This window comes from Nocardia sp. 149-1B (assembly GCF_057747975.1).
In genome coordinates, this window is the sequence record NZ_CM173233.1 from 731890 (window position 1) to 752312 (window position 20423).

Sequence of the window (20423 nt, forward strand, 5' to 3'; positions counted from 1 at the left end):
GACCGGACCCTACGGGGCGATGTCGAGCGTTCCGAGGTCGCGGATCGCGGCGCACGAGCGCTCGATCATCGCCGCGAACATCCGGTCGCCCCGCTCGGTTCGGGTGCCATAGGCGCAGCCGAACACCGACACGAGCGGACCCTGGATCATCGAGAACACGTAGTCGTCCCAGCACTGACCGAGGTCGTAGCCGGTGACCCCGTGGGTGAGCAGTGCGTCGTGGTACGCCGCGACCAGGTCGCGCTCGTGGGTCCGCCGGGACTCGACGTGCAGGCTGGTGCCGAGGAAGTACGACACGTCGCGGGCGGGAAGCCCGAGGCTGAGCGTCTGCCAGTCCACCGCGACCACGCCGGGCCCGGACGGCGGGAACATCAGGTTGTCGAGGCGGTAGTCGCCGTGCACCAGCCCGAACCGCTCGGGACGCCCGAGCAGCCAGGCCTCCAGCACCGGCTCGCAGGCGCGGATCGTCGCGGCGTCCTCGGCGCTGACGAGGTCGCCGAGTCCGTCGAGGAACAGGTCGGTCGTCGGGCCGTACATCTCCAGCAGCAGCGCGATCTCGTCCGGCCCGTTGCGACCGAGCGTCTCGACCTCGACCAGCCCCGGGTCGCACCACCGCGGCCCGTGCAGCCCGGCGAGGTTGACGACGGCGTCCCGGGCCTGGTCGACCGAGCACCCGGCGATCTGGTCGCCCTGCTCGGCCGGGGCGAGGTCCTCCATGACCAGCACGAAGTCGCCCGATCCGTCGGCGATCCACGCGTGGTGGCAGAAGGGCACGCGTACGGCGACCGTCGGCGCGACCTCCTGGTAGAACCGGATCTCCCCGCGGTAGGCGCCCGCCATCATCTCCCGGGTCCCCACGTCGGCCGGCGGCAGCTTGACCAGGACGGACGCCGGTACGCCGGCTCCGGTCAGCTGCAGCCGGTAGCAGGTGCCGATCTGGCCGGTGCCGACCCGTTCGACCTCGACGGCGCTCACCTCGGCGTCGAGCACCCCGCCGATCCAGCCGGGGGTCAGGTCCTCGACGTTCATCGCGCCCACCCCGGGTTGGTCGGCAGGCCGGCGAGCTGCTCGGCCGGCCGGATCGCCCGCCAGGCGTCGAGCACCGGCGCGAGCTCGGCCGGGGTCGCGCCGTGCAGGATCACACTGTCCGCGCCGGCGTCGAGCTGGTCCTGGATGCGCGCCGCGCAGGAGGCCGCCGATCCGGTCGCCGAGGCCGCGAGCCACTCGGCGGGCAGCACCTCGTCGCGCAGGTGGGTGAGCTCCGCGACGGTGCCGACCGCGTCGAAGGACCCGGGGTAGCCCTGGACCAGCCCGTCGGCGCGGAACCGCTCGAGCGCCGCGAGGTCCCAGCCGTTCGCACGCACCAGCACCTCGCCGTACCCCTGGAGATAGGTCGCGAGCCGGCCCACCAGCTTGCGCAGCCGGGCCTCCTCGCCCAACGACTCCTCGACGGTCGCGAGCACGGCCCAGACCCGCACGGAGGCGGGGTCGCGCCCGGCCTGCTCGGCGGCGCGGCGGATGGTCGTGACCGACCGGGCCAGCGTCTCGTCGCCGAGGAACGTGTGCAGGACGACGCCGTCGGCGACCCGGCCGGCCAGCTCGAGGGTGCGGCCGCCGATCGCCATCATCAGCACCGGGATGTCCTCGTTGAAGGAGCTGTCCTGGGAGAGATAGGGGTAGCTGCCGGCGGGCCCGTCGTGGCCGGCGACCGCCTGGCCGTGCCACAGCGAGCGGTAGATGCCGATCGCGTCCTCCAACTGGGCGCCGGTGACGCGGGGGACACCCATCACGTCGAAGAGCAGGTCGAACCCGCGGCCCAGGCCGAACGCGTAGCGCCCGCCGGTGAGCCGGTGCATGGTCGTCGCGAACGTCGCGGTCACCAACGGGTGCCGGGTGTTGTGGTTGGTCGCCGCGGTGGCGATGCCGATCGTCTCGGTGGCCGCGCCGGCCGCTCCCGCGAGCACGGCGGCGTCCTTGACGTTGAAGCGCTCGGAGAGGAACACCGAGCCGATGCCGAGCCGCTCGGCCAGGCGTACCTCGTCGAGCAGGTCCCGCGGGGACGAGGTGTGCCCGGCCAACCCGTAGCAGCCGATCTCGGGCAGGTCCTGACGTCCGGGCGGGTAGAACGTGTTCTCGTTCACAGTCGCGGACGCTAGCACCGCAGTTGACGCGTGTCAGGTGGGTCCGTCCGAGCATCGTGTGGTCCTGTCCCGAGAGTGCTCGCCACGCTAGATCCGTACGCCGACCTCCGCGACCGGTCATCCACAGGCCTCGACCAAAACGTTACTGGTCGGTAATGTGCGCCGGATGAGCCAGGTCCTCACGATGTGGAACAAGACCCGTGCGATACCCGTCGTGGGCACTCGGGTCTTCTCGGTGCTGTTCGCGCAGAAGGCGCCGTACTTCGCCTCGATCCGCCCGCGCTTCCTGACCATCGAGCCCAACCACGCCGAGCTGCTGATCCCCAAGCGCCGCCGGGTGCACAACCACCTGGGCACCGTGCACGCGATCGCGCTGTGCAACGGCCTCGAGGCCGCGATGGGCGCGCTCGCCGAGGCGACCATCCCCGCCGACAAGCGGTGGATCCCCAAGGGGATGGAGGTCGCCTACACCGCCAAGGCCACCAGCGACATCGTCTGCATCGCCGAGACCGACGCCGAGCAGTGGACGGGCACCGACCCCGACCTGCCGGTCCGGGTCCGTGGCGTCCGCGACGACGGCACCGTGGTCATCCAGGGCGTGATCCGGCTCTGGGTCACCCCGCGGGGGTGAGGAAGACCGGGTTGGTCAGCGCGACCATCGGGTCGGTCGGCTGGTCGCCGCGTCGCACCTCGGCGCGCACGAACCCGACCCCGCCGGAGATCGTCGTGTCGAGCACGATGAGACCGGTCTCGTCGGCCGCCTGGGTCGCGAAGGTCTCGAGCCCCGGGCCGAGCAACGTCGCCACGCAGCCGTCGGCACCGTCGACCCGGAGGCTGACCTCGACGTCGTCGGCGGCGGTGCTCGGCACCCGGTCGCCGCAGCCACCGGTGACGCCGCCGAGGCTCGCGGTGAAGCTCAGATCGATCTCCGAGGACTCCGCGATCCACGAGTGACCGGCGCGGTAGCCGTCGATGACCGCGGCGGTCGAGAGCGACTCGGCGTGCACCACGGTCTGGGGCAGCCCGATCCGCTGGGAGGCGTTGTGCGAGTCGGAGTTCCCGACCGCGGGCTTGAAGGTGCCTGCGGTGAGGAGGTTGTGCCACCGCTTCACCGCGGCCTCGTCGAAGCCGTCCCAGGGCCCGTTCCAGACCTCGACCGCGTCGACCTCGGCGAACTTCGCGTCGAAGTCCCACCGGATCGACGAGACGGGAATGTTCGGATGGGCGGCGATCGAGAGGCCGCCCAGGTCACGCACCTGCTGGGTGAACCGGGCCAGCCGTTCGTCCTCGGGCCGGTAGCGCCAGTCGATCCAGGTGCCCGCCGGGACCCCGGTGGCGAGCCAGTGCCCGGCGCGGGTGGTGACCTCCTCCCCGGAGATCACCAGGAATCCGTCGGGGACGTACCTGCCCCAGGTGAGCTGAGCCGTGCTGGTGTTGTGCTCGGCGGTGCCGATGAAGTCGAGGCCGGCCGCCTGGGCGCGGGTGATCACGTCGCGCTGCGTCTGCGAGCCGTCGGAGTGGACGGTGTGCACGTGGAGGTCGCCGCGGTACCACTTCCGGCCGGTGCCCGAGACGGACGACGGTGCCGGCGCCGGGTGGAAGGCCGCGCCACGAGGGCCGAAGCGCAGGGTCACGGTCACCTGGTAGTCGACGCGATGGAGGATCTGGTACGGGCCGAGGGCGATGCGCCACGTGCCCGGTGAGATCGGCCCGGGCACGTAGCCGGGCGTCGCGGAGCCGCGGCTGATCGTGAACGAGGAGCGAGCTCCGCCCGACCATCCACGGAACCCGGCGGCGTTGCCGAGGCCGGTGCCCGAGGAGTCGAAGATGCCGATGTCGACGACGTTGGTGCTGAACCCGAGGCCGGTGTCCGTGGGCGGCGGGTAGGAGTAGGACACCTGGATGTCGTGCACCCCCCGCGGCACCTTGAACGGCAGGTACCGCCAGTCCTCGTGGCCGTCGGGGGAGAAGTGGCCCGTGAACTTCTTCGTGACGGTCGAGCCGGCGGCCGCGGGCTCGAAGGTCGTGAGGGCTGCCGTGGTGACGATGCCGGCGCCGGTCAGCAGCAGCCGGCGGCGATCCAGAGGAGGGGTGGACATGGTGGTTCCAGCATGGCCCAGCCGAGCGCGCGGCGGATACCGAAACCAGGGGATTCGGGTCGAGCCGGTCGAGCTGACGCGTTCGGCAGCGTAGTACCGGATTTCACGCCCTGGACGCTCGGCGGTCACGGACGAGGTCGAGGCTCCGGACTGTCCGGGTCGGGGGTCTCGGATCGGCAGATCGCCTGCAACCTCGAAAGGTTCATCGTGACATCTCAGTTCATCGCCAAGGCCGGTCTCGGCGCTATCGCCGCCGGCAGCCTCGCTCTCCTCTGCGTGGTGCCGGCCCAGGCCCACGGTGGCAGCGGCTCGACGACGGTCGTCAACGTGCCCAGCGCCAACCCGCGCTTCGGCGTCGAGAGCAACATGCTCACCCCGTCGGCCACCGAGACCTCGGTCGCCTGGGGCGCGCTGCCCCTGGTCAACCCCGACACCGCCAACGGCGTGACGCACTACGGCTACAACACCCTGGCCGGCGGTCCGCTCACCCAGGCGCAGAACGAGTCGCTGAAGACCGAGCCGGACAAGAACGTCTACCTCACCTTCGGTGACAAGCACTACCTCTACCAGGGTCACGAGGGCGGCCCCCGCGGCTACGTCACGCGGATCGACCTCGACCAGACCGACCCGTCCAAGCGGGTCACGCTGATCTCCGACACCGACGCCGACGGCAAGGCCTACCCCACGATCGACGGCATCACCTGGGACCCCTTCACCCACCAGCTGCTGCTCACCGCCGAGTCCAAGGCGCCCGCCGGTGGCGTCTTCGGGGTCACGCTCGACGCGAAGGGCGACCCGGTCGACGGCCACGCCGTACGCCTCGACGCCCTGGGCTCCGGAGGCTACGAAGGCGTCCAGAACGACAAGGACGGCAACGTCTGGCTCGTCGAGGACATCGGCGGCGCCGCGGCGTCGGGCGGCAAGGTCCCGAACAGCTACGTGTACCGCTTCGTGCCCACGAACAAGGCCGACCTCGCCGCGGGCGGCACCCTGCAGGCGCTGCAGATCGCGCGCAAGGACGGCACCCCGGCGACGGCCGACCAGCTGCAGAGCAACCCCTCGGACTCCTTCATCACCCAGCTGCACACCTACGGCACGTCGTTCAAGACGAAGTGGGTCACCGTCCACACCGGTGCGCCCGTGGCGTTCGACGCGACCGCCGCCGCCAAGGCCGCGGGCGCAACGCCGATGAAGCGCCCGGAGAACGGCGTGTTCCGCCCGGGCACCGACTTCCGCGAGTTCTACTTCACCGAGACCGGTGACACCACGACGACCAGCACCCTGCCCGGTGCGTACGGCGGCGTCTTCAAGATCACCCAGTCCGGGCCGAGCGCCGCGACCGGCACGCTGTCGATCGTCGCCGTCGGCGACCAGGCCCACACCGGGCTCGACAACATCTCGTTCCTGACCAAGGACGACCTGCTCGTCGTCGAGGACGCCGGTGACGGTCTCCACGGGCAGCGCAACGCGCTGGACTCCGGCTACCTCTACAACCTGGCGACCGGCCGACCGCACCACCGGGGCACCGACCGCGCCCCGCGGCCGGTCCGTTGGCTCGCCGAGGGCCGGGACGCGTCGGCGACGTACGACTCCTCCGCGGGCCTGCCCTACAACGACGGTGACAACGAGATCACCGGCATCCACGTCTCCGACGGGGACTCGACGGTGGCCGGCATCCTCGGCGCCAAGGTGCCGAACTCGAAGAGCGGGACGTGGCGGACGTTCTGGACCCAGCAGCACGGCGACAACACCACCTGGGAGGTGCGCTGGGGTCGCTGACCCTCACCCCACCTCGGCCCGTCCGGCGGCACTCCGGGCGGGCCGAGGCTCGCGCAGCCAGTGCCAGGCCAGCACGCCGATCCAGACCTCGTAGGCGAGCGTGCTCACGGCGAGCGCGGGGAAGAACGCGCCCGCCACCAGCGTGGCGCTGCCCAGGAGGCTCAGCCCGGCGATCACGAGCCCGCTGCGCTCCAGCCAGCGGGAGCCACCGGCCATCCGCAGGCCGAGCACGAGAGCCAGCAGCAGGAAGACCCGAGGGAAGGCCGAGAACGCCAGCGAGTACGGCGCGACCGCGTCCCACGCGCCCAGGATCCGCACGTCGGCACCGGTCTCGGCGGTGTCCAGGGCCACGTCGTGGAGCACGCCGGCGAGCGGCCAGACGAGGGCGAGCAGGGTTCCGGCCGCCACCGCGACCGTGGCCAGCACGCCGCTGGCATCGGCGCGCCGCAACCTGAGGTGCACCGCGCCCAGGAAGCCGAGCAGCAGCGAGCCTGCGGCCATGAACGCGTAGTTGCCCAGCCGGTAGGCGTCGGCCGCGTCGAGGACGTTGCGGCCGCGCTCGAGGGCGGGGTCGCTGGGGGACCCGCCGTGCGGGAGGACCAGAAGGGTCATGAACACCATGACGGTGAGCTGGCAGACCGTGAAGGCGAGCCCGCACCACGTGCTGAGCCGGGCGATGTCGGTGCCCGAGGTCCGGGCCGGTGGTGCCGCGAGTGCGGTGTCGGTGTGAGTCATGCGGAGACCGTAGGAACCAGCCCGGCGCGGTCACATCGGCCGCAGGGCGGCTCCTCGGATCAGCCCCTGGGCTGAGGCCGACCGGGCCGCGCGGGCCCTACTCTGCGGACGTGACCTCTGTCGTCGCCCGCCTCGGCGTGACCCGCCTCGACGCCGCGCTGGCCGTCGGGTTCCTGAGCGCCGGCCTGGTGCAGGCGAGCGTGTGGCCGATCGCGGACCACGGGCTCGGGCACGTGTACGTGCTGGGAACGACGCTGCCGCTGGCGTGGCGACGTACGCGCCCCGTGGTGTCGTCGTTCCTCTCGACGCTGCCCTGGGTGATGCCGCTCGACGGGTTCCCGGTGCTGGGGTTCGTGGTGGTGATCCTGCAGTTCTTCGCGCTCGGCAGCCAGGGGGCGCCGCGGCGCGCGATCGTGGTGGTGACGGCCTGGGGAGCGGTGGCCGGCGCGATCGGCACGCTGCTCGGCCCGGAGGACCCGGTGGCGGCGATCGGTGCGGCGCTCGTGGTGGCCGCCCCGGTGCTGGCCGGCCAGCTCCTGGCGCACGAGCGCCGCCAGAACGCCGAGCTCGCTCGGCTCGCCGACCGCCTCCAGCAGGAACGTCGGCGCGCCGAGGAGTCGGCGGTCGAGTCCGAACGGGCCCGGATCGCCCAGGAGCTCCACGACGTCGTCGGTCACGAGGTCACCCTGATCGCGGTCCAGGCGGAGGCGGCGTCGGCCGCGCTCCGGCTGGCGCCCGATCGCGCGGCCGAGCCGGTGGAGGCGATCCGCGTCACGGCGCACCGCACGCTCGCCGAGATCCGCGGCGTGCTCGACGTGCTCTCGGGCGGGCAGGCGGACCCGGCCGAGGACCTCGAGGAGCTCGCCCGACGTGCGCGAGAGGCGGGGATCGCCAACAGCCTCACGGTCACCGGCGTGGTGTCCGACCACGCACAGACCCGGCTCGCGGTGAACCGGATCGTGCGTGAGTGCCTCACCAACGCCGGCCGACACGCACCGGGGCGGCCCGTCGCCATCGAGGTCGACTGGCAGGGCACGCAGGTCCTCGTCACCGCCTCGAACGCGGTTGCCTCCGCCCGGGTTCCGGAGCCCGGCCGCGGCCTCACCGGGATGCGGCACCGCGCGGAGCTGCTCGGCGGCGGCTTCGAGGCGCTCGTGCGGGACGGGCGGTTCGACGTAAGGGTGGTGCTGCCCCGATGACCCGCGTGCTCCTGGTCGACGACCAGGATCTGGTCCGCCAGGGCCTCCGCCTGATCCTGGAGCTGGGCGGCCTCGACGTCGTCGCCGAGGCACGCGACGGATCGGAGGCGGTGGCCGCCGTAGCGGCCCACGACCCCGACGTGGTGCTGATGGACGTGCGGATGCCCGGGATGGACGGGGTCGAGGCGACCCGCCGGATCACTCGCTCGGCCCGTGCCCGGGTGCTGGTGCTCACGACGTTCGACGTCGACGAGCACGTGGTCGACGCACTGCGCGCCGGGGCTGTCGGGTTCCTGCTCAAGGACGTCACCGGCGACGCGCTCGTCGAGGCGGTACGCCGGGCCGCGGCCGGCGATCCCGTGGTCGCACCCGCCGTGCTCGCGCGGATGATGGACCACTTCGCGGCGCGACCGCCGCAGCCCTCCCCGCCACCCGGCTTCGACACGCTCAGCGACCGCGAGCGCGAGGTCCTGGCGCTGATCGGACGCGGCAGGTCCAACGCCGAGATCGCCGCCGAGCTCGTGATCACCATGGCCACGGTGAAGACGCACGTGCGTCATCTCTTCGCCAAGCTCGACCTCCGTGATCGCGCCCAGGCGGTGGTGGTCGCCCGGGACGCCGGGCTCGGCTGAAGCCGCCGGGACGCGGTCAGGACTCCGTCGGCTGTGGTTCGGGTGCGTCGGGGGGCCTGGTCTCGCCGGGTGCCACCGGGTTCGGGGCCGTCTCGGGATCCGAGTCCGGGACGAGTCCGGGGTCTATGGTCGGGTCGGGTTCGAAGGGTGCTGTCGTCATGGCGGGCCGGTACCCAGCGCGATTCGAAGCACGCCGGGGCTCGCCGTACCCTTGACGACTGTCATGACTGCTACTTCCGCCGGGCGCACCTACGAGGTCCGCACCTACGGCTGCCAGATGAACGTGCACGACTCCGAGCGGCTCACCGGGCTGCTGGAGGACGCCGGCTACGTCGCTGCGCCTCAGGGCCGCCAGGCCGACGTCGTCGTGTTCAATACCTGCGCGGTGCGGGAGAACGCCGACAACAAGCTCTACGGCAACCTCGGCCACCTGGCGCCGATCAAGGCCGCCACGCCCGGCATGCAGATCGCCGTCGGCGGCTGCCTGGCGCAGAAGGACCGCGAGACGATCACGTCCCGGGCGCCGTGGGTGGACGTCGTGTTCGGCACCCACAACATCGGGTCGCTCCCGACGCTGCTGGAGCGGGCGCGCATCCAGGAGGAGGCGCAGGTCGAGATCCTCGAATCGCTCGAGGTCTTCCCCTCCACGCTGCCGACCCGGCGCGAGTCGGCGTACGCCGCCTGGGTCTCGGTGTCGGTGGGGTGCAACAACACCTGCACGTTCTGCATCGTCCCGAGCCTGCGCGGCAAGGAGAAGGACCGCCGGCCCGGCGAGATCCTCGCCGAGGTGGAGGCCCTGGTCGCCGAGGGTGTCTCGGAGATCACGCTGCTCGGCCAGAACGTCAACGCGTACGGCGTGGAGTTCGGAGACCGGCAGGCGTTCTCCAAGCTGCTGCGGGCCTGCGGGGACATCGAGGGGCTCGAGCGGGTGCGGTTCACCAGCCCGCACCCCGCGGAGTTCACCGACGACGTCATCGAGGCGATGGCCGAGACGCCGAACGTGATGCCGCAGCTGCACATGCCCCTGCAGTCGGGCTCCGACAAGGTGCTGCGCGACATGCGCCGGTCCTACCGGCAGCAGAAGTTCCTCGGCATCATCGAGCGGGTCCGCGCCGCGATGCCCGACGCGGCGATCACCACCGACATCATCGTGGGCTTCCCCGGCGAGACCGAGGAGGACTTCCAGGAGACGCTCCGCGTGGTGCGCGAGGCGAGGTTCTCGGCGGCGTTCACGTTCCAGTACTCCAAGCGCCCCGGCACCCCGGCCGCCACGCTGCCCGACCAGATCTCACCGGAGGTCGTCAAGGACCGCTACGAGCGGCTGGTCGCCGTGGTCAACGAGATCGCGTGGGAGGAGAACAAGCGGCTGGTCGGCCGGCGCGTCGAGCTCATGGTCGCCGAGGGGGAGGGGCGCAAGGATGCCGCCACCCACCGGCTCTCCGGCCGCGGCCGCGACAACCGGCTCGTGCACTTCACCCCGCCGTCAGGCGCGGAGGTGCGCCCGGGCGACATGGTGACCGTGGAGATCACCTACGCCGCGCCGCACCATCTCGTGGCCGACGGTGCCGTGGTCGACGTACGCCGTACCCGCTCCGGTGACGCCTGGGAGGCTCGGCACGCGGCACCGGCGCCTGCCGGAGTCACCCTCGGCATGCCGACCCTCGGCGTCCCGGCCCCGCTGCCCGACGCCCCCGCCTGTCGCTGACAGGTCGGTCCGCCCGACTCATTTCCACAGCGCGCGAGGAGCGCCTTGCTCGGCGACGCCGCGCTGCGGAGGCTGACGCCGTCATGTCACCTCGGGAAAAGGACCCTCTCATGCGCACGATCACGATCACGACCGCGACCGCCGTACTCGGCGCCGTCGCCACCCTGCTGACCACCGCCGGAGCCACGACCGCCGCCACGGGGTACGACGCTCGCGCCAGCCTGTCGGGCCGCTCCACGTGCAGCGAACGTGGCCACCTCGGCATCACCCGCCGCGCCATCGTCCTGGACAACTCGCGGTCCGCTCGCCGGGCGCAGTTCAAGGTGGTCCGCGAGGGCGACCGGTTCGCCGATCCCGTCGTCTACGTGTGGGTGCCGGCGCACCGCACGAGGACGGTGACCGTCTCCGTCCCGCAGCGCTCCACGGCCTCGGTACGGGTCCGGGTCCCGGAGATGGGCCGCGAGGAGCTGCGGCTCTCCAGGACCGTCCCGGCGCTCGCGTCCTGCTACGTCGCGACCGTCGACCCCCGGGCGTCGCTCGGCGGCGTCTCCTGCCGCGGAGCCGACTCCGTCGCCCAGATCGTGCTCGACAACCGGTCCACCAGTGACGAAGCGGTCGCCTACACGGTCGCGTCGTCCTACGGCGGCTCGTCGGCGTCGTTCACCGTCCGGGCCGCATCGTCGACCAACGACTACCTGCCCGTGCCCGCCGGCGGGTCGACGCACGTCGACGTGACCGCCAAGGGACGGAAGGTGCTCTCGGTCGACGTCGCGGCCGTCAACTGCCCCTAGACCCGTTCGAGGCCCTGCGGTCAGACCTCGTCGTCGGAGCGTGGGTCGCGCTCGGAGTATCCCGCCTTGGGCGGCAGCCCGGTCGGGTTGAGCTCGGGGTTGCCGGTCGACTGCTCGGGGCGGGCGTCCTCAGCCTCGGTGCGGTCGGCACCCTCGGCGGACACGTACCGCGTGCCGTCGGTCGCCTCCTGGCCCGGACCGGCGTGGCCGACCCGTTCGCTGCTGACGCCCATGTCGCCGGACGCCCGCGCCGGGCCGCTCGAACCGGGAGTGGAGGACTGGATCTCCTCGTCGGTGTGCTTCTGGGCTGCGTCGTTGTCGCTCATGCGGGGGACTCCTTGTCCTCGTCGGCTCCCTCGTGCTCGCCGCCCGCGCTGCGGGTGGCGCTGGTCGAGGTGTCCTCGCTGCCGTCCACCTGCTCCTTGAGCGGGTCGGGCGCCTCCTCGATGGCGGGGTTCTCCTCCGGCGTGAGGTCGGGGATCAGGATCGGACCGCTGTCGTCCCCGATCGCGTCGACCCCGCCGGGGTTGGGCTCACCGGGCTCCACATGGGGCGTGGGCATCGGTCCGAGCTCGGGTGACATGGGTTCTCCCTCCCCTGACGGAGACCGACTGGCCGGGGCCCGACTGGTCAGAATCCGAACGTCGTGTACGCCGGAGCCGTACCCGTTCGCACCAGGTCCAACACCGCGTGCTCGTGCGGGACCACCGGCTCGGGGAGCGCGTCGAGAGGACACCAACGCAGGTCGGCGGCCTTGTGCGGCTCCACGATCCGCGGCTCCCCGACCCAGGACCGGGCGGTGAAGAAGAAGTCGATGCGCTCGTCGATCGGCTCCGCGCTGCGGGTGCGCTGCATCGCGGTCACGAACGTGAGGTCGAGGTCGGTCACGCCGATCTCCTCCAGCGCCTCGCGTCGCGCGGCGTCGTACGCCGTCTCGCCCTTCTCGACGTGCCCGGCTGCGGCCGCGGCCCAGTGGTCGTCCATGTAGCCGGTGTTCCGGCGCAGCTGCAGCAGCACCTCGGGCCCAGCGACTCCGTCGCGGAGCAGGAAGACGTAGGCAGCCGGGACGACGACGAACCTGTCGATCACTGACTTGGTCACGCCGTCGGTCACGCCGTCGGTCACGCCGTCGGTCACGCCGTCGGTCACGTCTCGTCTGCCTCGGAGTCGGCCTCGAGGTCGTGCGGGGTCAGGGCCGGCTCGCCGTGGCTCTCGTAGACCGTGCCGGTGTCGTCGGACACCGCCTCGTGCTCGGAGGCCTCGTACTCCTCCTCGTGCGGGGACTCCTCGGGCTCGAGGTCCTCGGTCAGGTCGAACTCGCTCATCTCACTCACCTCCCGAGCCGTCGGACGGCTCATCGAGCGACGTCTCCGCATTCTCCTCCTGCAGGGCGCTGCCCGCAGCCGCGTCGTCCTCGTCGGGCAGCTCGCTCTCGTGCTCACCGGGCGGCACGCCGTACGGCCCGTCCGGGGTGTCCGTGCGCTGCGGGCCGCCGGGAGGCGCGGGCGCGTCGAGACCGCCCTCGCCGTGCGGGTCGACCGGTCCCTGGGCCGTGTCCTGGGTCGTGTCCTCGGGCTCGCTCATGCTTGTCACACTAACCACATGGCCTCCCACGCAAACGGTGCGCCGAGTGCGGTCGTGGTGGCCGTGGTCGGGGCGACGGCGTCCGGCAAGACCGGTCTCTCCCTCGACCTCGCGGAGCGGCTCGGGGGCGAGATCGTCAACACCGACGCGATGCAGGTCTACCGCGGCATGGACATCGGTACGGCGAAGCTGCCGCCCGCCGAGCGCCGCGGCATCCCCCACCACCTGCTCGACACGCTCACCGTCCGCGACCCCGCGACGGTGGCGGAGTTCCAGCGGTGGGCTCGGGCCGCCGTCGCCGAGATCCGCGAGCGCGGACGCGTGCCGGTGCTGGTCGGCGGCTCCGCGTTGTACACGCGGGCGATCCTCGACCGGTTCGAGTTCCCCGGCACCGACGACGCGGTGCGCCGCCGGTTGGAGGACGAGCTCGCCGACGTCGGCCCGGCGGTGCTGCACGACCGGCTCCGCTCGGTCGACCCCGAGGCGGCCTCCCGGATCCTCGTCGAGAACGGCCGCCGGATCGTGCGTGCTCTCGAGGTCGTCGAGATCACCGGTCGGCCGTTCACCGCCTCGCTGCCGACGCTGGAGTACGCCGACCCGCGCACCGTCCAGATCGGCGTCGACATCGACCGGCCCACGCTCGACGAGCGGATCGCGGCCCGGGTCGACGCGATGTTCGAGGCGGGCTTCGTCGCCGAGGTGCAACGGCTGCTCGGTGAGGGGCTGGCCGAGGGCCGCACCGCCGGCCGGGCGATCGGCTACCGGGAGGTCACGGCCTACCTCGCCGGAGAGCTCACCCTCGACGAGGCCCGGGAGCGGACCGTGATCGCCACTCGGCGGTTCGCCCGCCGTCAGGACTCGTGGTTCCGCAAGGACCCCCGCGTCGCCTGGATCCGCTACGACGACCCCGACCTGGTCGACCACGCCGTAGGCCTGGTCGCCGCTCGCTGACGAGGGTCGAGTCGGCGCGTCTGCACGTACAGGGACGCCGAGTCGGCGCGTCTGCACGTACAGGGACGCCGAGTCGGCGCGTCTGCACGCACAGGGACGCCGAGTCGGCGCGTCTGCACGCACAGGGACGCCGAGTCGGCGCGTCTGCACGCACAGGGACCACTTGCCGCCAACCGCAACCACGTCGGAGCACCGACCCCAGATCGATCCGCAGCCGGCGCGGCGGCCAAACCGACACATTAGATGCGGGTGCAGTTGCGCCGACTCGACTCGGGCCTTTCTGACGTGCAGTTGCGCCGACTCGGGCCCTTTTTGACGTGCAGTTGCGCCGACTCGGGCTTTTCTGGCGTGCAGTTGCGCCGACTCGGGCCTTTCTGCCGTGCAGTTGCGCCGACTCGGGCCTTTCTGACGTGCAGTTGCGCCGACTCGGGCTTTTCTGGCGTGCAGTTGCGCCGACTCGGGCCTGCGGGTGAGCAAGAACGGTCGGGCGCGCGGACGTGGGTCGCCGCCAGACTGAGGGCATGGCGGGACAGGACCGGCTCCGAGAGCTGCTCGACGCGGTGCTCGACGAGCAGCACTCCACCCTGGGGGAGATGGCGGGCGGGGCGTTCGCGTCGCCGTACCACTTCACCCGCCAGCTCTCGGCGGGCGCCGGCGAGCCGCCGGTCGCGATGCGCCGGCGGGTGATGCTCGAGCGGGCCGCGTGGCAGCTGCGCCAGGGCGGCTCGGTCACCGACGCGGCGTTCGCCGCCGGCTACGACTCCGTCGAGGGGTTCAGCCGTGCCTACGCACGGGCGTACGGCCACCCGCCGTCCCAGACCGGTGCGGGGAGCCACTGGCTGCCCGCGCCCAACGGGATCCACTTCCACCCGCCCACGTCGCTGTGGGTGCACACCGGGGAGCGCACGATGACCCAGCCGTTGGACCTGATGGTCCACCACGACCTCGACGACACCCGCACGCTGCTGGACCAGGCCAAGCAGCTCCCGGAGGAGGACTTCCGCCGCGAGCTGCGACCCGGCCACCAGGTGGTGGAGTGGGAGGGTCCGGAGCCCTCGGTGGCGTCGGTGCTCGAACGCACCGTGTTCACCAAGGAGGTGTGGCTGGCAGCGATCCTCGGAGGTGAGTTCCCCACCGATCGCGCGGACAGCCCGGCCGCCCTGCTCGCGCGCCACGACGACCTCGCGCCGCGCTGGCTGGAGATGGTCCGCGACATCGGCCGCCGCGGCGCCTGGGACGACCGGATCATCGACGCGCTGTGCGACCCGCCCGAGAGCTTCGTGGTCGGCAGCATCCTCGCCGACGTGCTCACCTACGCCGCCCACCGGCGCCTCACGGCGCGCTCGATGCTGCGCGACCTCGGTGTCGAGGTCGACGAGGGCGACCCCATCACCTGGCTGCGACGACGATCCGGAGAGACCGCATGAAGACGATCTACTACACCGCCAGCTCGCTCGACGGCTTCATCGCCGACCCGGACAACTCGTTGAGCTGGCTGCTGAGCCGCGACATCGACGAGGACGGGCCGATGAGCTACCCGGGCTTCCGCGCGAGGATCGGTGCGGCCGCGCTCGGCGCGACCACCTTTCAGTGGATCCTCGACAACGACCCGGGCGGCTGGGACTTCACCATGCCGTCCTGGGTCTTCACCCATCGCTCGTTCGCGCCTCAGGACGGCATCACGTTCACCAGCGGCGACGTACGTGACGTCCATGCCGAGATGGCCGAGGCCGCGGACGGTCAGGATCTCTGGCTGATCGGCGGCGGCGACCTGGTCGGCCAGTTCGCGGACGCCGGGCTGCTCGACGAGATCTGGGTGCAGTACGCACCCCTCACCCTGGGCGGCGGCGCCCCACTGCTGCCGCGGCGCCTCGAGCTGCGGCTCGAGGAGCACGCCCGCAACCGCGAGTTCCTCTGTGCCCGCTACGCGGTTTCGCCGCCCGCCTGAGCGGGCACGGGGCGCGCATGCGCCGTCTCGGGATCGTCGTGCCACTCACGCTCGCCACCACGTTGCTCGTCGCCACCCCGGCCCACGCCGGGCCGCAGACCACGCCGAAGCGACCAACCGCGGTCGGGTACGGCGGCGGCGTCACCTCCGTCGACCCGGACGCCTCCCGCATCGGCCTGCAGGTGCTGCGCCGCGGCGGCAACGCGGTGGATGCCGCGGTCGCGACCGCCGCCGCGCTCGGCGTCACCGAGCCGTTCAGCGCAGGCATCGGCGGGGGCGGCTACTTCGTCTACTACGACGCGTCGACCGGCAAGGTCCACACGATCGACGGCCGTGAGACCGCGCCGGCTGCGATGCCGCACGACGCGTTCATCGACCCCGCGACGGGCGAGCCCTACAACTTCTCCCCGGAGCTGGTGACCAGCGGCGTCTCCGTCGGTGTGCCCGGCACGCTCGCCACCTGGCAGCGCGCGCTCCACCGCTGGGGCACCCGTTCGCTGGCGCAGTCCCTCGAGCCGGCCGAGGTGCTGGCCCGGCGCGGCTTCGTGGTCGACCAGACGTTCCACGACCAGGTCGTGCAGAACGAGCAACGGTTCCAGGCGTTCGTCCCCACGCGCCGGCTCTACTACGCCGGTGGGCACGCGCCGCGCGTCGGCAGCGTGTTCCGCAACCGCGACCTCGCCGCCACCTACGACCTGCTCGCCGATCGCGGCACCCGGCCGTTCTACCGGGGTGCCATCGCCGGCGAGATCGTGCGCGCCGTACGCCGCCCGCCCACGACCGCCGGCACCACGCTGCCGGTGCCGCGCGGGTTCATGGCGCGCCGTGACCTCGAGCGCTACCGCACCGTCGACCGGGCGCCCACGCACGTCGGCTACCGCGGGCTCGACGTCTACGGCATGGCGCCCTCCTCGTCGGGCGGCTCCACGGTCGGCGAGGCCCTGAACATCCTCGAGCGCCACGACCTGGGCTCGCTGCCACGTGCCGAGGCGCTGCACCTCTACCTCGAGGCGAGTGCCCTGGCGTTCGCCGACCGGTCGGCGTACGTCGGCGACCCGGCGCAGGTCGACGTTCCCCTCGGCGACCTGCTCAGCGACGAGTTCGCCGCGGAGCGGGACTGTGCGATCGACCCGGCGCACGCGGCGGACAAGCCGGTCGCGGCGGGCGACGTCTCGTCGTACGACGGCGTCTGTGGCCCCGGCCCCGGCCGCGGAACCGCCGCGCGGGACACCGAGAACGTCGAGACCACCAACCTCACCGTGGCCGACCGGTGGGGCAACGTCGTGGAGTACACCCTCACCATCGAGCAGACGGGCGGCTCGGGGATCGTCGTGCCCGGCCGAGGCTTCCTGCTCAACAACGAGCTCACGGACTTCGACGCCGTCTACGACCCGGCCGACCCGAACCGGATCGAGCCGCTCAAGCGGCCGCGCAGCTCGATGGCGCCGACGATCGTGCTGCGTGACGGCAAGCCGTTCCTCGCGGTCGGCTCGCCCGGCGGGTCGACGATCATCACGACGGTGCTGCAGATCCTGGTCAACCGCATCGACCTCGGCATGACGCTGCCGCAGGCGATCGCGGCCCCGCGAGCGACCCAGCGCAACACCGCCGCCGACCTCGCCGAGCCGGCGTTCGTCACGGCGTACGGCGATGCGTTGGCTGCGCTCGGCCACGACGTGGAGACCTACGAGGACGTCTTCACCGGCACGCACGAGATCGGCGCGGCGACCGGGATCGAGTTCGGGCCCGGCCGGCGGCTGACGGTCGCGGCCGAGCCGACGCGGCGCGGCGGCGGCTCAGCCACCGTCGTGCACCGACAACGCAGGTGACGTCGCCAGTACCGTGAGGGGTGTGGAGACCACGCCCTGGGCCGAGATCAGCACCGTCGACGAGCTCGTCGGCCTGCTCGGCGAGCCCAACGCCCGCGCCCGCGACAAGGGCCGCACGGCGCTGCTCGACGTCGACCGCGACTGGCTCGCGGCCTCGCCGTTCTGCGTGCTGGCGACCTCCTCGACGGACGGCCGTTGCGACGCCTCTCCCAAGGGGGATCCGGCCGGCAGCCTGGTCCACGTCATCGACGAGCGGACGATCGCGCTGGCCGAGCGCCCCGGCAACAAGCGCGCCGACGGCTACCGGAACATCCTCGAGAACCCCCACGTCGGGCTGAACTTCCTCATCCCCGGCCGCGGCGACACGCTGCGCATCAACGGGCGTGCGCGGCTGGTGCGTGATGCGCCGTTCTTCGATCAGATGGTCGTCAAGGGCCACCGCCCGGTGCTGGCCATCGTGGTGGAGATCGAGGAGATCTTCTTCCACTGCGCCAAGGCGTTCCTGCGCTCCGCGCTGTGGAAGCCCGAGACGTGGAACCCCGAGGCGGTCGTGCCGCGCCGCGCCGTGATCGCCGCGGCGGTGGAGCCCAGCGACCTGACGGTCGAGCAGCTCGACGACTACTACCGCCCCGAGAACTACGAGCGAGGCCTGTATGCCTGAGCCCTACCCGTTCCTCAAGGGCCACGGCACCGAGAACGACTTCGTGCTGCTGCCCGACCACGACGGCACCATCCACGGCGAGCTCAGTGCCGAGGCCATGGCGGCGCGGGTGCGGGCGCTCTGCGACCGGCGCGCCGGCATCGGTGGCGATGGCGTGCTGCGCGTCGTACTCCGCGAGGACCGGTGGTTCATGGACTACCGCAACGCCGACGGCTCGATCGGCGAGATGTGCGGCAACGGGTTGCGCGTGTTCGTGCGGCACCTGATCGAGGAGGGCCTCGCGGACCCTGCGGCGCCGATCGAGATCGACACCCGCGACGGGGTGAAGGTCGTGCGGGTCGAGGGCGACCTGATCACCGCCGACCTCGGGACCCCTCGGGTGCTGGGCGACACCGTGGTCGGCGTCGGCACGACGAGCTGGCCGGCGCGCCACGTCGACATGGGCAACCCCCACGCCGTCGCGTTCGTCGACTCCCTCGACCCGCACGGGCCGGTGGGCCCACTGCTCGACCCGCCCAGCCACGACCCGGAGACCTATCCCCACGGGGTCAACGTCGAGTTCGTCGTACGCCGCGGGGAGCGCCACCTGGCGATGCGCGTGCACGAGCGCGGCTCGGGCGAGACCCGCTCCTGCGGCACCGGCGCCTGCGCGGTCATGGTGGCCTCGGCGCTCGCCGACGGCGCCCGGCCGGACGGGGCGGACGTGGCCTACCGCGTCGACGTCCCCGGCGGCACGCTCACCGTCACCTGGACCGCCGAGGACCGGGTGCTCCTCACCGGCCCCGCCGTCGTCGTCGCCCGGGGCACCACGTCGCTCTGAGCGGTCGAGGGACGCGACCGACCGTGACAGCGCCACTGTGAGCGTGGTTATGCTCGCGCCATGGACATCAACGGAGCCAGTGCCATCGTCACGGGTGCAGCGTCGGGCATCGGCGCAGCTGCCGCCCGCCAGCTCGCCGCCAAGGGCGCGATCGTCGTGGTCGCCGACCTGCAGGCCGACAAGGGTGAGGCGCTCGCCCAGGAGATCGGCGGGGTGTTCGCCCAGGTCGACGTCACCGACACCGACCAGATCCGGGCGGCGGTCGAGGCGGCCGCCGAGATCGCGCCGCTGCGTGCCTGCGTCAACTCCGCCGGCATCGGCTGGGCCCAGCGCACGATCGGCCGCGACGGCGAGTTCGACTCCGCTCACGACCTCGAGGCGTTCCGCAAGGTGATCGCGATCAACCTGATCGGCACCTTCGACATGACCCGCCTCGCCGCGACCGCCATGAGCCGCAACGAGCCCGACGAGGACGGCTGCCGCGGGGCGATCGTCAACCTCGCCAGCGTCGCGGCGTTCGACGGTCAGATCGGCCAGGCGTCGTACTCCGCCTCCAAGGGCGGCGTCGTCGGCATGACCCTCCCGGTGGCCCGCGACCTCTCCGCTGCCGGCATCCGCCTCAACACCGTCGCCCCCGGCCTGATCGACACCCCGATCTACGGCGAGGGCGAGCAGGCCGAGGCGTTCAAGGCCAAGCTCGGCGAGAGCGTGCTGTTCCCCAAGCGCCTCGGGGTGCCCGACGAGCTGGCCAGCATGGTCGTGGAGTGCATCACCAACAGCTACATGAACGGCGAGGTCGTCCGGGTCGACGGCGGCATCCGGATGCCTCCCAAGTGAGCTGCCCGAGGCGGCGCTTGCGCCGACTCGGACGCAGCAGCCAGGTCGAGTAGCCCCGCGGCTGAGGAACGAAGCCGCGACGGGCGTATCGAGACCCCATTCGCGTTGGGTCTCGATACGCCGTCGCTCGTTCCTCGCGACGGCTACTCGACCACCGAGGAGGGTGCGTCCCGGCACTCAGCCCGACGGCCCATCCGGGCCAACAGCCGGACCTGGCGCGAGGCGTCCGTGGGCACCTCGACGGGCTGGCGGAACACCCCGTCGTCGTACGCGTGGTCGCCGAAGCCCTCGAAGGCCGCGTCCAGCGCATCCATGTCCGCCTCGGAGAACGTGGTCGGGGCGCCCTGCGAGGCGCCGAGGTCCCACCCGTGGATCACGAGGTCGAAGCCGTAGAAGCTGTCGAGCGTCGCGCCGATCGTCGTGCGCGCGAAGAACCCGTCGTACTCGCGGCCGGTCACCGCCCTGTCGGACGCGATCGGACGTACGGCGGCGAGGTGCGCCGACCACACCTCCGCGGGTGAGCCCGTGGGCCGGTCACCGACCAGGATGTCCATCCGGGTCAGGTAGTCGCGCTCGGTGTCGACGACGTGGTCGAGGACGTCGGCGGCGGTCCAGCCCTCGCACGGGCTGGGCGCCGACCAGTCGGTGGTGGCGGAGACGAGGGCCGAGAAGCGGTCGGCGGCGTCGAGGAAGAAGGTCATGCCAGGAGCAT

At 72.1% G+C, this 20423-nt stretch carries 23 protein-coding genes; 13 read left to right on the forward strand and 10 right to left on the reverse strand.

Annotated features, from left to right (window positions below):
* Positions 1-9 precede the first annotated feature (9 nt).
* Positions 10-1029: a phosphotransferase family protein gene (locus tag AC3ANS_RS03520; protein WP_488294778.1), complete on the reverse strand. Its 1020-nt coding sequence runs from the start codon at positions 1027-1029 to the stop codon at positions 10-12.
* A complete protein-coding gene (locus AC3ANS_RS03525; RefSeq protein ID WP_488294779.1) occupies positions 1026-2141 on the reverse strand; it encodes a TIGR03857 family LLM class F420-dependent oxidoreductase in 1116 nt (371 codons plus the stop codon). Before AC3ANS_RS03525 ends, AC3ANS_RS03520 begins: the two co-directional genes overlap by 4 nt.
* 166 nt (positions 2142-2307) lie before the next feature.
* Between AC3ANS_RS03525 and AC3ANS_RS03530 the strand changes: the two genes are divergently transcribed.
* Positions 2308-2772: a hotdog fold domain-containing protein gene (locus AC3ANS_RS03530; protein WP_488294780.1), complete on the forward strand. Its 465-nt coding sequence runs from the start codon at positions 2308-2310 to the stop codon at positions 2770-2772.
* On the opposite strand, the gene AC3ANS_RS03535 is transcribed toward AC3ANS_RS03530, so the two are convergent.
* Complete coding sequence (locus AC3ANS_RS03535; protein ID WP_488294781.1) at positions 2756-4240, reverse strand: CehA/McbA family metallohydrolase; 1485 nt, start codon at positions 4238-4240, stop codon at positions 2756-2758. The genes AC3ANS_RS03530 and AC3ANS_RS03535 overlap by 17 nt on opposite strands.
* Positions 4241-4447: 207 nt before the next feature.
* Here AC3ANS_RS03535 and AC3ANS_RS03540 point away from each other — a divergent pair, with 207 nt between their 5' ends.
* Entirely contained in the window at positions 4448-6019 is a 1572-nt protein-coding gene (locus AC3ANS_RS03540; protein WP_488294782.1) for an alkaline phosphatase PhoX, read from the forward strand.
* Between the two features lie 3 nt (positions 6020-6022).
* Here AC3ANS_RS03540 and AC3ANS_RS03545 read toward each other — a convergent pair whose 3' ends face one another.
* Complete coding sequence (locus tag AC3ANS_RS03545; RefSeq protein ID WP_488294783.1) at positions 6023-6754, reverse strand: hypothetical protein; 732 nt, start codon at positions 6752-6754, stop codon at positions 6023-6025.
* 110 nt (positions 6755-6864) lie between these two features.
* On the opposite strand from AC3ANS_RS03545, the gene AC3ANS_RS03550 reads away from it, so the two are divergent.
* From AC3ANS_RS03550 to AC3ANS_RS03565, 4 genes are all read left to right on the forward strand, one after another.
* A complete protein-coding gene (locus AC3ANS_RS03550) occupies positions 6865-7953 on the forward strand; it encodes a sensor histidine kinase (RefSeq protein ID WP_488294784.1) in 1089 nt (362 codons plus the stop codon).
* Positions 7950-8585 carry a response regulator gene (locus AC3ANS_RS03555; RefSeq protein WP_488294785.1) on the forward strand — a complete coding sequence of 212 codons (636 nt, stop codon included), beginning with the start codon at positions 7950-7952 and terminating at the stop codon, positions 8583-8585. The genes AC3ANS_RS03550 and AC3ANS_RS03555 overlap by 4 nt, the downstream gene beginning before the upstream one ends.
* Before the next feature lie 223 nt (positions 8586-8808).
* Positions 8809-10290: a tRNA (N6-isopentenyl adenosine(37)-C2)-methylthiotransferase MiaB gene (gene miaB, locus AC3ANS_RS03560; protein ID WP_488294786.1), complete on the forward strand. Its 1482-nt coding sequence runs from the start codon at positions 8809-8811 to the stop codon at positions 10288-10290.
* A gap of 110 nt (positions 10291-10400) precedes the next feature.
* Positions 10401-11081, forward strand: a complete 681-nt coding sequence (locus tag AC3ANS_RS03565; RefSeq protein WP_488294787.1) for a hypothetical protein — start codon at positions 10401-10403, stop codon at positions 11079-11081.
* A 20-nt stretch (positions 11082-11101) separates the two neighbouring features.
* Here AC3ANS_RS03565 and AC3ANS_RS03570 read toward each other — a convergent pair whose 3' ends face one another.
* The 5 genes from AC3ANS_RS03570 to AC3ANS_RS03590 are packed head-to-tail and all read right to left on the reverse strand — an operon-like array spanning position 11102 to position 12665.
* Positions 11102-11407: a hypothetical protein gene (locus AC3ANS_RS03570; RefSeq protein ID WP_488294788.1), complete on the reverse strand. Its 306-nt coding sequence runs from the start codon at positions 11405-11407 to the stop codon at positions 11102-11104.
* Positions 11404-11664, reverse strand: a complete 261-nt coding sequence (locus tag AC3ANS_RS03575) for a hypothetical protein (protein WP_488294789.1) — start codon at positions 11662-11664, stop codon at positions 11404-11406. Before AC3ANS_RS03575 ends, AC3ANS_RS03570 begins: the two co-directional genes overlap by 4 nt.
* A gap of 47 nt (positions 11665-11711) precedes the next feature.
* On the reverse strand, positions 11712-12230 hold the full coding sequence (locus AC3ANS_RS03580) for an NUDIX hydrolase (RefSeq protein WP_488294790.1): 519 nt from the start codon (positions 12228-12230) through the stop codon (positions 11712-11714).
* Positions 12227-12406: a hypothetical protein gene (locus AC3ANS_RS03585; RefSeq protein ID WP_488294791.1), complete on the reverse strand. Its 180-nt coding sequence runs from the start codon at positions 12404-12406 to the stop codon at positions 12227-12229. The genes AC3ANS_RS03580 and AC3ANS_RS03585 overlap by 4 nt, the downstream gene beginning before the upstream one ends.
* A 1-nt stretch (position 12407) precedes the next feature.
* Positions 12408-12665: a hypothetical protein gene (locus AC3ANS_RS03590; RefSeq protein ID WP_488294792.1), complete on the reverse strand. Its 258-nt coding sequence runs from the start codon at positions 12663-12665 to the stop codon at positions 12408-12410.
* A gap of 18 nt (positions 12666-12683) precedes the next feature.
* On the opposite strand from AC3ANS_RS03590, the gene miaA reads away from it, so the two are divergent.
* The 7 genes from miaA (at position 12684) to AC3ANS_RS03625 (ending at position 19711) form a co-directional block, all read left to right on the forward strand.
* Complete coding sequence (miaA, locus tag AC3ANS_RS03595; protein WP_488294793.1) at positions 12684-13616, forward strand: tRNA (adenosine(37)-N6)-dimethylallyltransferase MiaA; 933 nt, start codon at positions 12684-12686, stop codon at positions 13614-13616.
* A gap of 521 nt (positions 13617-14137) precedes the next feature.
* Entirely contained in the window at positions 14138-15043 is a 906-nt protein-coding gene (locus AC3ANS_RS03600; protein ID WP_488294794.1) for a helix-turn-helix domain-containing protein, read from the forward strand.
* Positions 15040-15564, forward strand: coding sequence for a dihydrofolate reductase family protein (locus tag AC3ANS_RS03605; protein ID WP_488294795.1), 525 nt, complete (start codon positions 15040-15042; stop codon positions 15562-15564). Before AC3ANS_RS03600 ends, AC3ANS_RS03605 begins: the two co-directional genes overlap by 4 nt.
* Before the next feature lie 17 nt (positions 15565-15581).
* On the forward strand, positions 15582-17393 hold the full coding sequence (gene ggt, locus AC3ANS_RS03610; RefSeq protein WP_488294796.1) for a gamma-glutamyltransferase: 1812 nt from the start codon (positions 15582-15584) through the stop codon (positions 17391-17393).
* A 22-nt stretch (positions 17394-17415) separates the two neighbouring features.
* Positions 17416-18054 (forward strand): pyridoxamine 5'-phosphate oxidase family protein, encoded by a 639-nt coding sequence (locus AC3ANS_RS03615; RefSeq protein ID WP_488294797.1) that lies wholly within the window; start codon positions 17416-17418, stop codon positions 18052-18054.
* Complete coding sequence (gene dapF, locus AC3ANS_RS03620) at positions 18047-18874, forward strand: diaminopimelate epimerase (protein WP_488294798.1); 828 nt, start codon at positions 18047-18049, stop codon at positions 18872-18874. The genes AC3ANS_RS03615 and dapF overlap by 8 nt, the downstream gene beginning before the upstream one ends.
* Before the next feature lie 60 nt (positions 18875-18934).
* Entirely contained in the window at positions 18935-19711 is a 777-nt protein-coding gene (locus AC3ANS_RS03625; protein WP_488294799.1) for an SDR family NAD(P)-dependent oxidoreductase, read from the forward strand.
* A 143-nt stretch (positions 19712-19854) separates the two neighbouring features.
* Here AC3ANS_RS03625 and AC3ANS_RS03630 read toward each other — a convergent pair whose 3' ends face one another.
* Positions 19855-20412, reverse strand: a complete 558-nt coding sequence (locus AC3ANS_RS03630) for a maleylpyruvate isomerase family mycothiol-dependent enzyme (protein WP_488294800.1) — start codon at positions 20410-20412, stop codon at positions 19855-19857.
* Positions 20413-20423: the final 11 nt, after the last annotated feature.

Bases quoted from the DNA above. Each gene is read 5' to 3' on its own strand.
- AC3ANS_RS03535 (WP_488294781.1), bottom strand. From the start codon at position 4,240: ATGTCCACCCCTCCTCTGGATCGCCGCCGGCTGCTGCTGACCGGCGCC.
- AC3ANS_RS03575 (WP_488294789.1), bottom strand. From the start codon at position 11,664: ATGTCACCCGAGCTCGGACCGATGCCCACGCCCCATGTGGAGCCCGGT.
- AC3ANS_RS03600 (WP_488294794.1), top strand. From the start codon at position 14,138: ATGGCGGGACAGGACCGGCTCCGAGAGCTGCTCGACGCGGTGCTCGAC.
- AC3ANS_RS03545 (WP_488294783.1), bottom strand. From the start codon at position 6,754: ATGACTCACACCGACACCGCACTCGCGGCACCACCGGCCCGGACCTCG.
- miaB (WP_488294786.1), top strand. From the start codon at position 8,809: ATGACTGCTACTTCCGCCGGGCGCACCTACGAGGTCCGCACCTACGGC.
- AC3ANS_RS03570 (WP_488294788.1), bottom strand. From the start codon at position 11,407: ATGAGCGACAACGACGCAGCCCAGAAGCACACCGACGAGGAGATCCAG.
- AC3ANS_RS03585 (WP_488294791.1), bottom strand. From the start codon at position 12,406: ATGAGCGAGTTCGACCTGACCGAGGACCTCGAGCCCGAGGAGTCCCCG.
- AC3ANS_RS03520 (WP_488294778.1), bottom strand. From the start codon at position 1,029: ATGAACGTCGAGGACCTGACCCCCGGCTGGATCGGCGGGGTGCTCGAC.
- AC3ANS_RS03630 (WP_488294800.1), bottom strand. From the start codon at position 20,412: ATGACCTTCTTCCTCGACGCCGCCGACCGCTTCTCGGCCCTCGTCTCC.
- AC3ANS_RS03605 (WP_488294795.1), top strand. From the start codon at position 15,040: ATGAAGACGATCTACTACACCGCCAGCTCGCTCGACGGCTTCATCGCC.
- dapF (WP_488294798.1), top strand. From the start codon at position 18,047: ATGCCTGAGCCCTACCCGTTCCTCAAGGGCCACGGCACCGAGAACGAC.
- AC3ANS_RS03590 (WP_488294792.1), bottom strand. From the start codon at position 12,665: ATGAGCGAGCCCGAGGACACGACCCAGGACACGGCCCAGGGACCGGTC.
- AC3ANS_RS03555 (WP_488294785.1), top strand. From the start codon at position 7,950: ATGACCCGCGTGCTCCTGGTCGACGACCAGGATCTGGTCCGCCAGGGC.
- AC3ANS_RS03565 (WP_488294787.1), top strand. From the start codon at position 10,401: ATGCGCACGATCACGATCACGACCGCGACCGCCGTACTCGGCGCCGTC.
- ggt (WP_488294796.1), top strand. From the start codon at position 15,582: ATGCGCCGTCTCGGGATCGTCGTGCCACTCACGCTCGCCACCACGTTG.
- AC3ANS_RS03625 (WP_488294799.1), top strand. From the start codon at position 18,935: ATGGACATCAACGGAGCCAGTGCCATCGTCACGGGTGCAGCGTCGGGC.
- miaA (WP_488294793.1), top strand. From the start codon at position 12,684: ATGGCCTCCCACGCAAACGGTGCGCCGAGTGCGGTCGTGGTGGCCGTG.
- AC3ANS_RS03530 (WP_488294780.1), top strand. From the start codon at position 2,308: ATGAGCCAGGTCCTCACGATGTGGAACAAGACCCGTGCGATACCCGTC.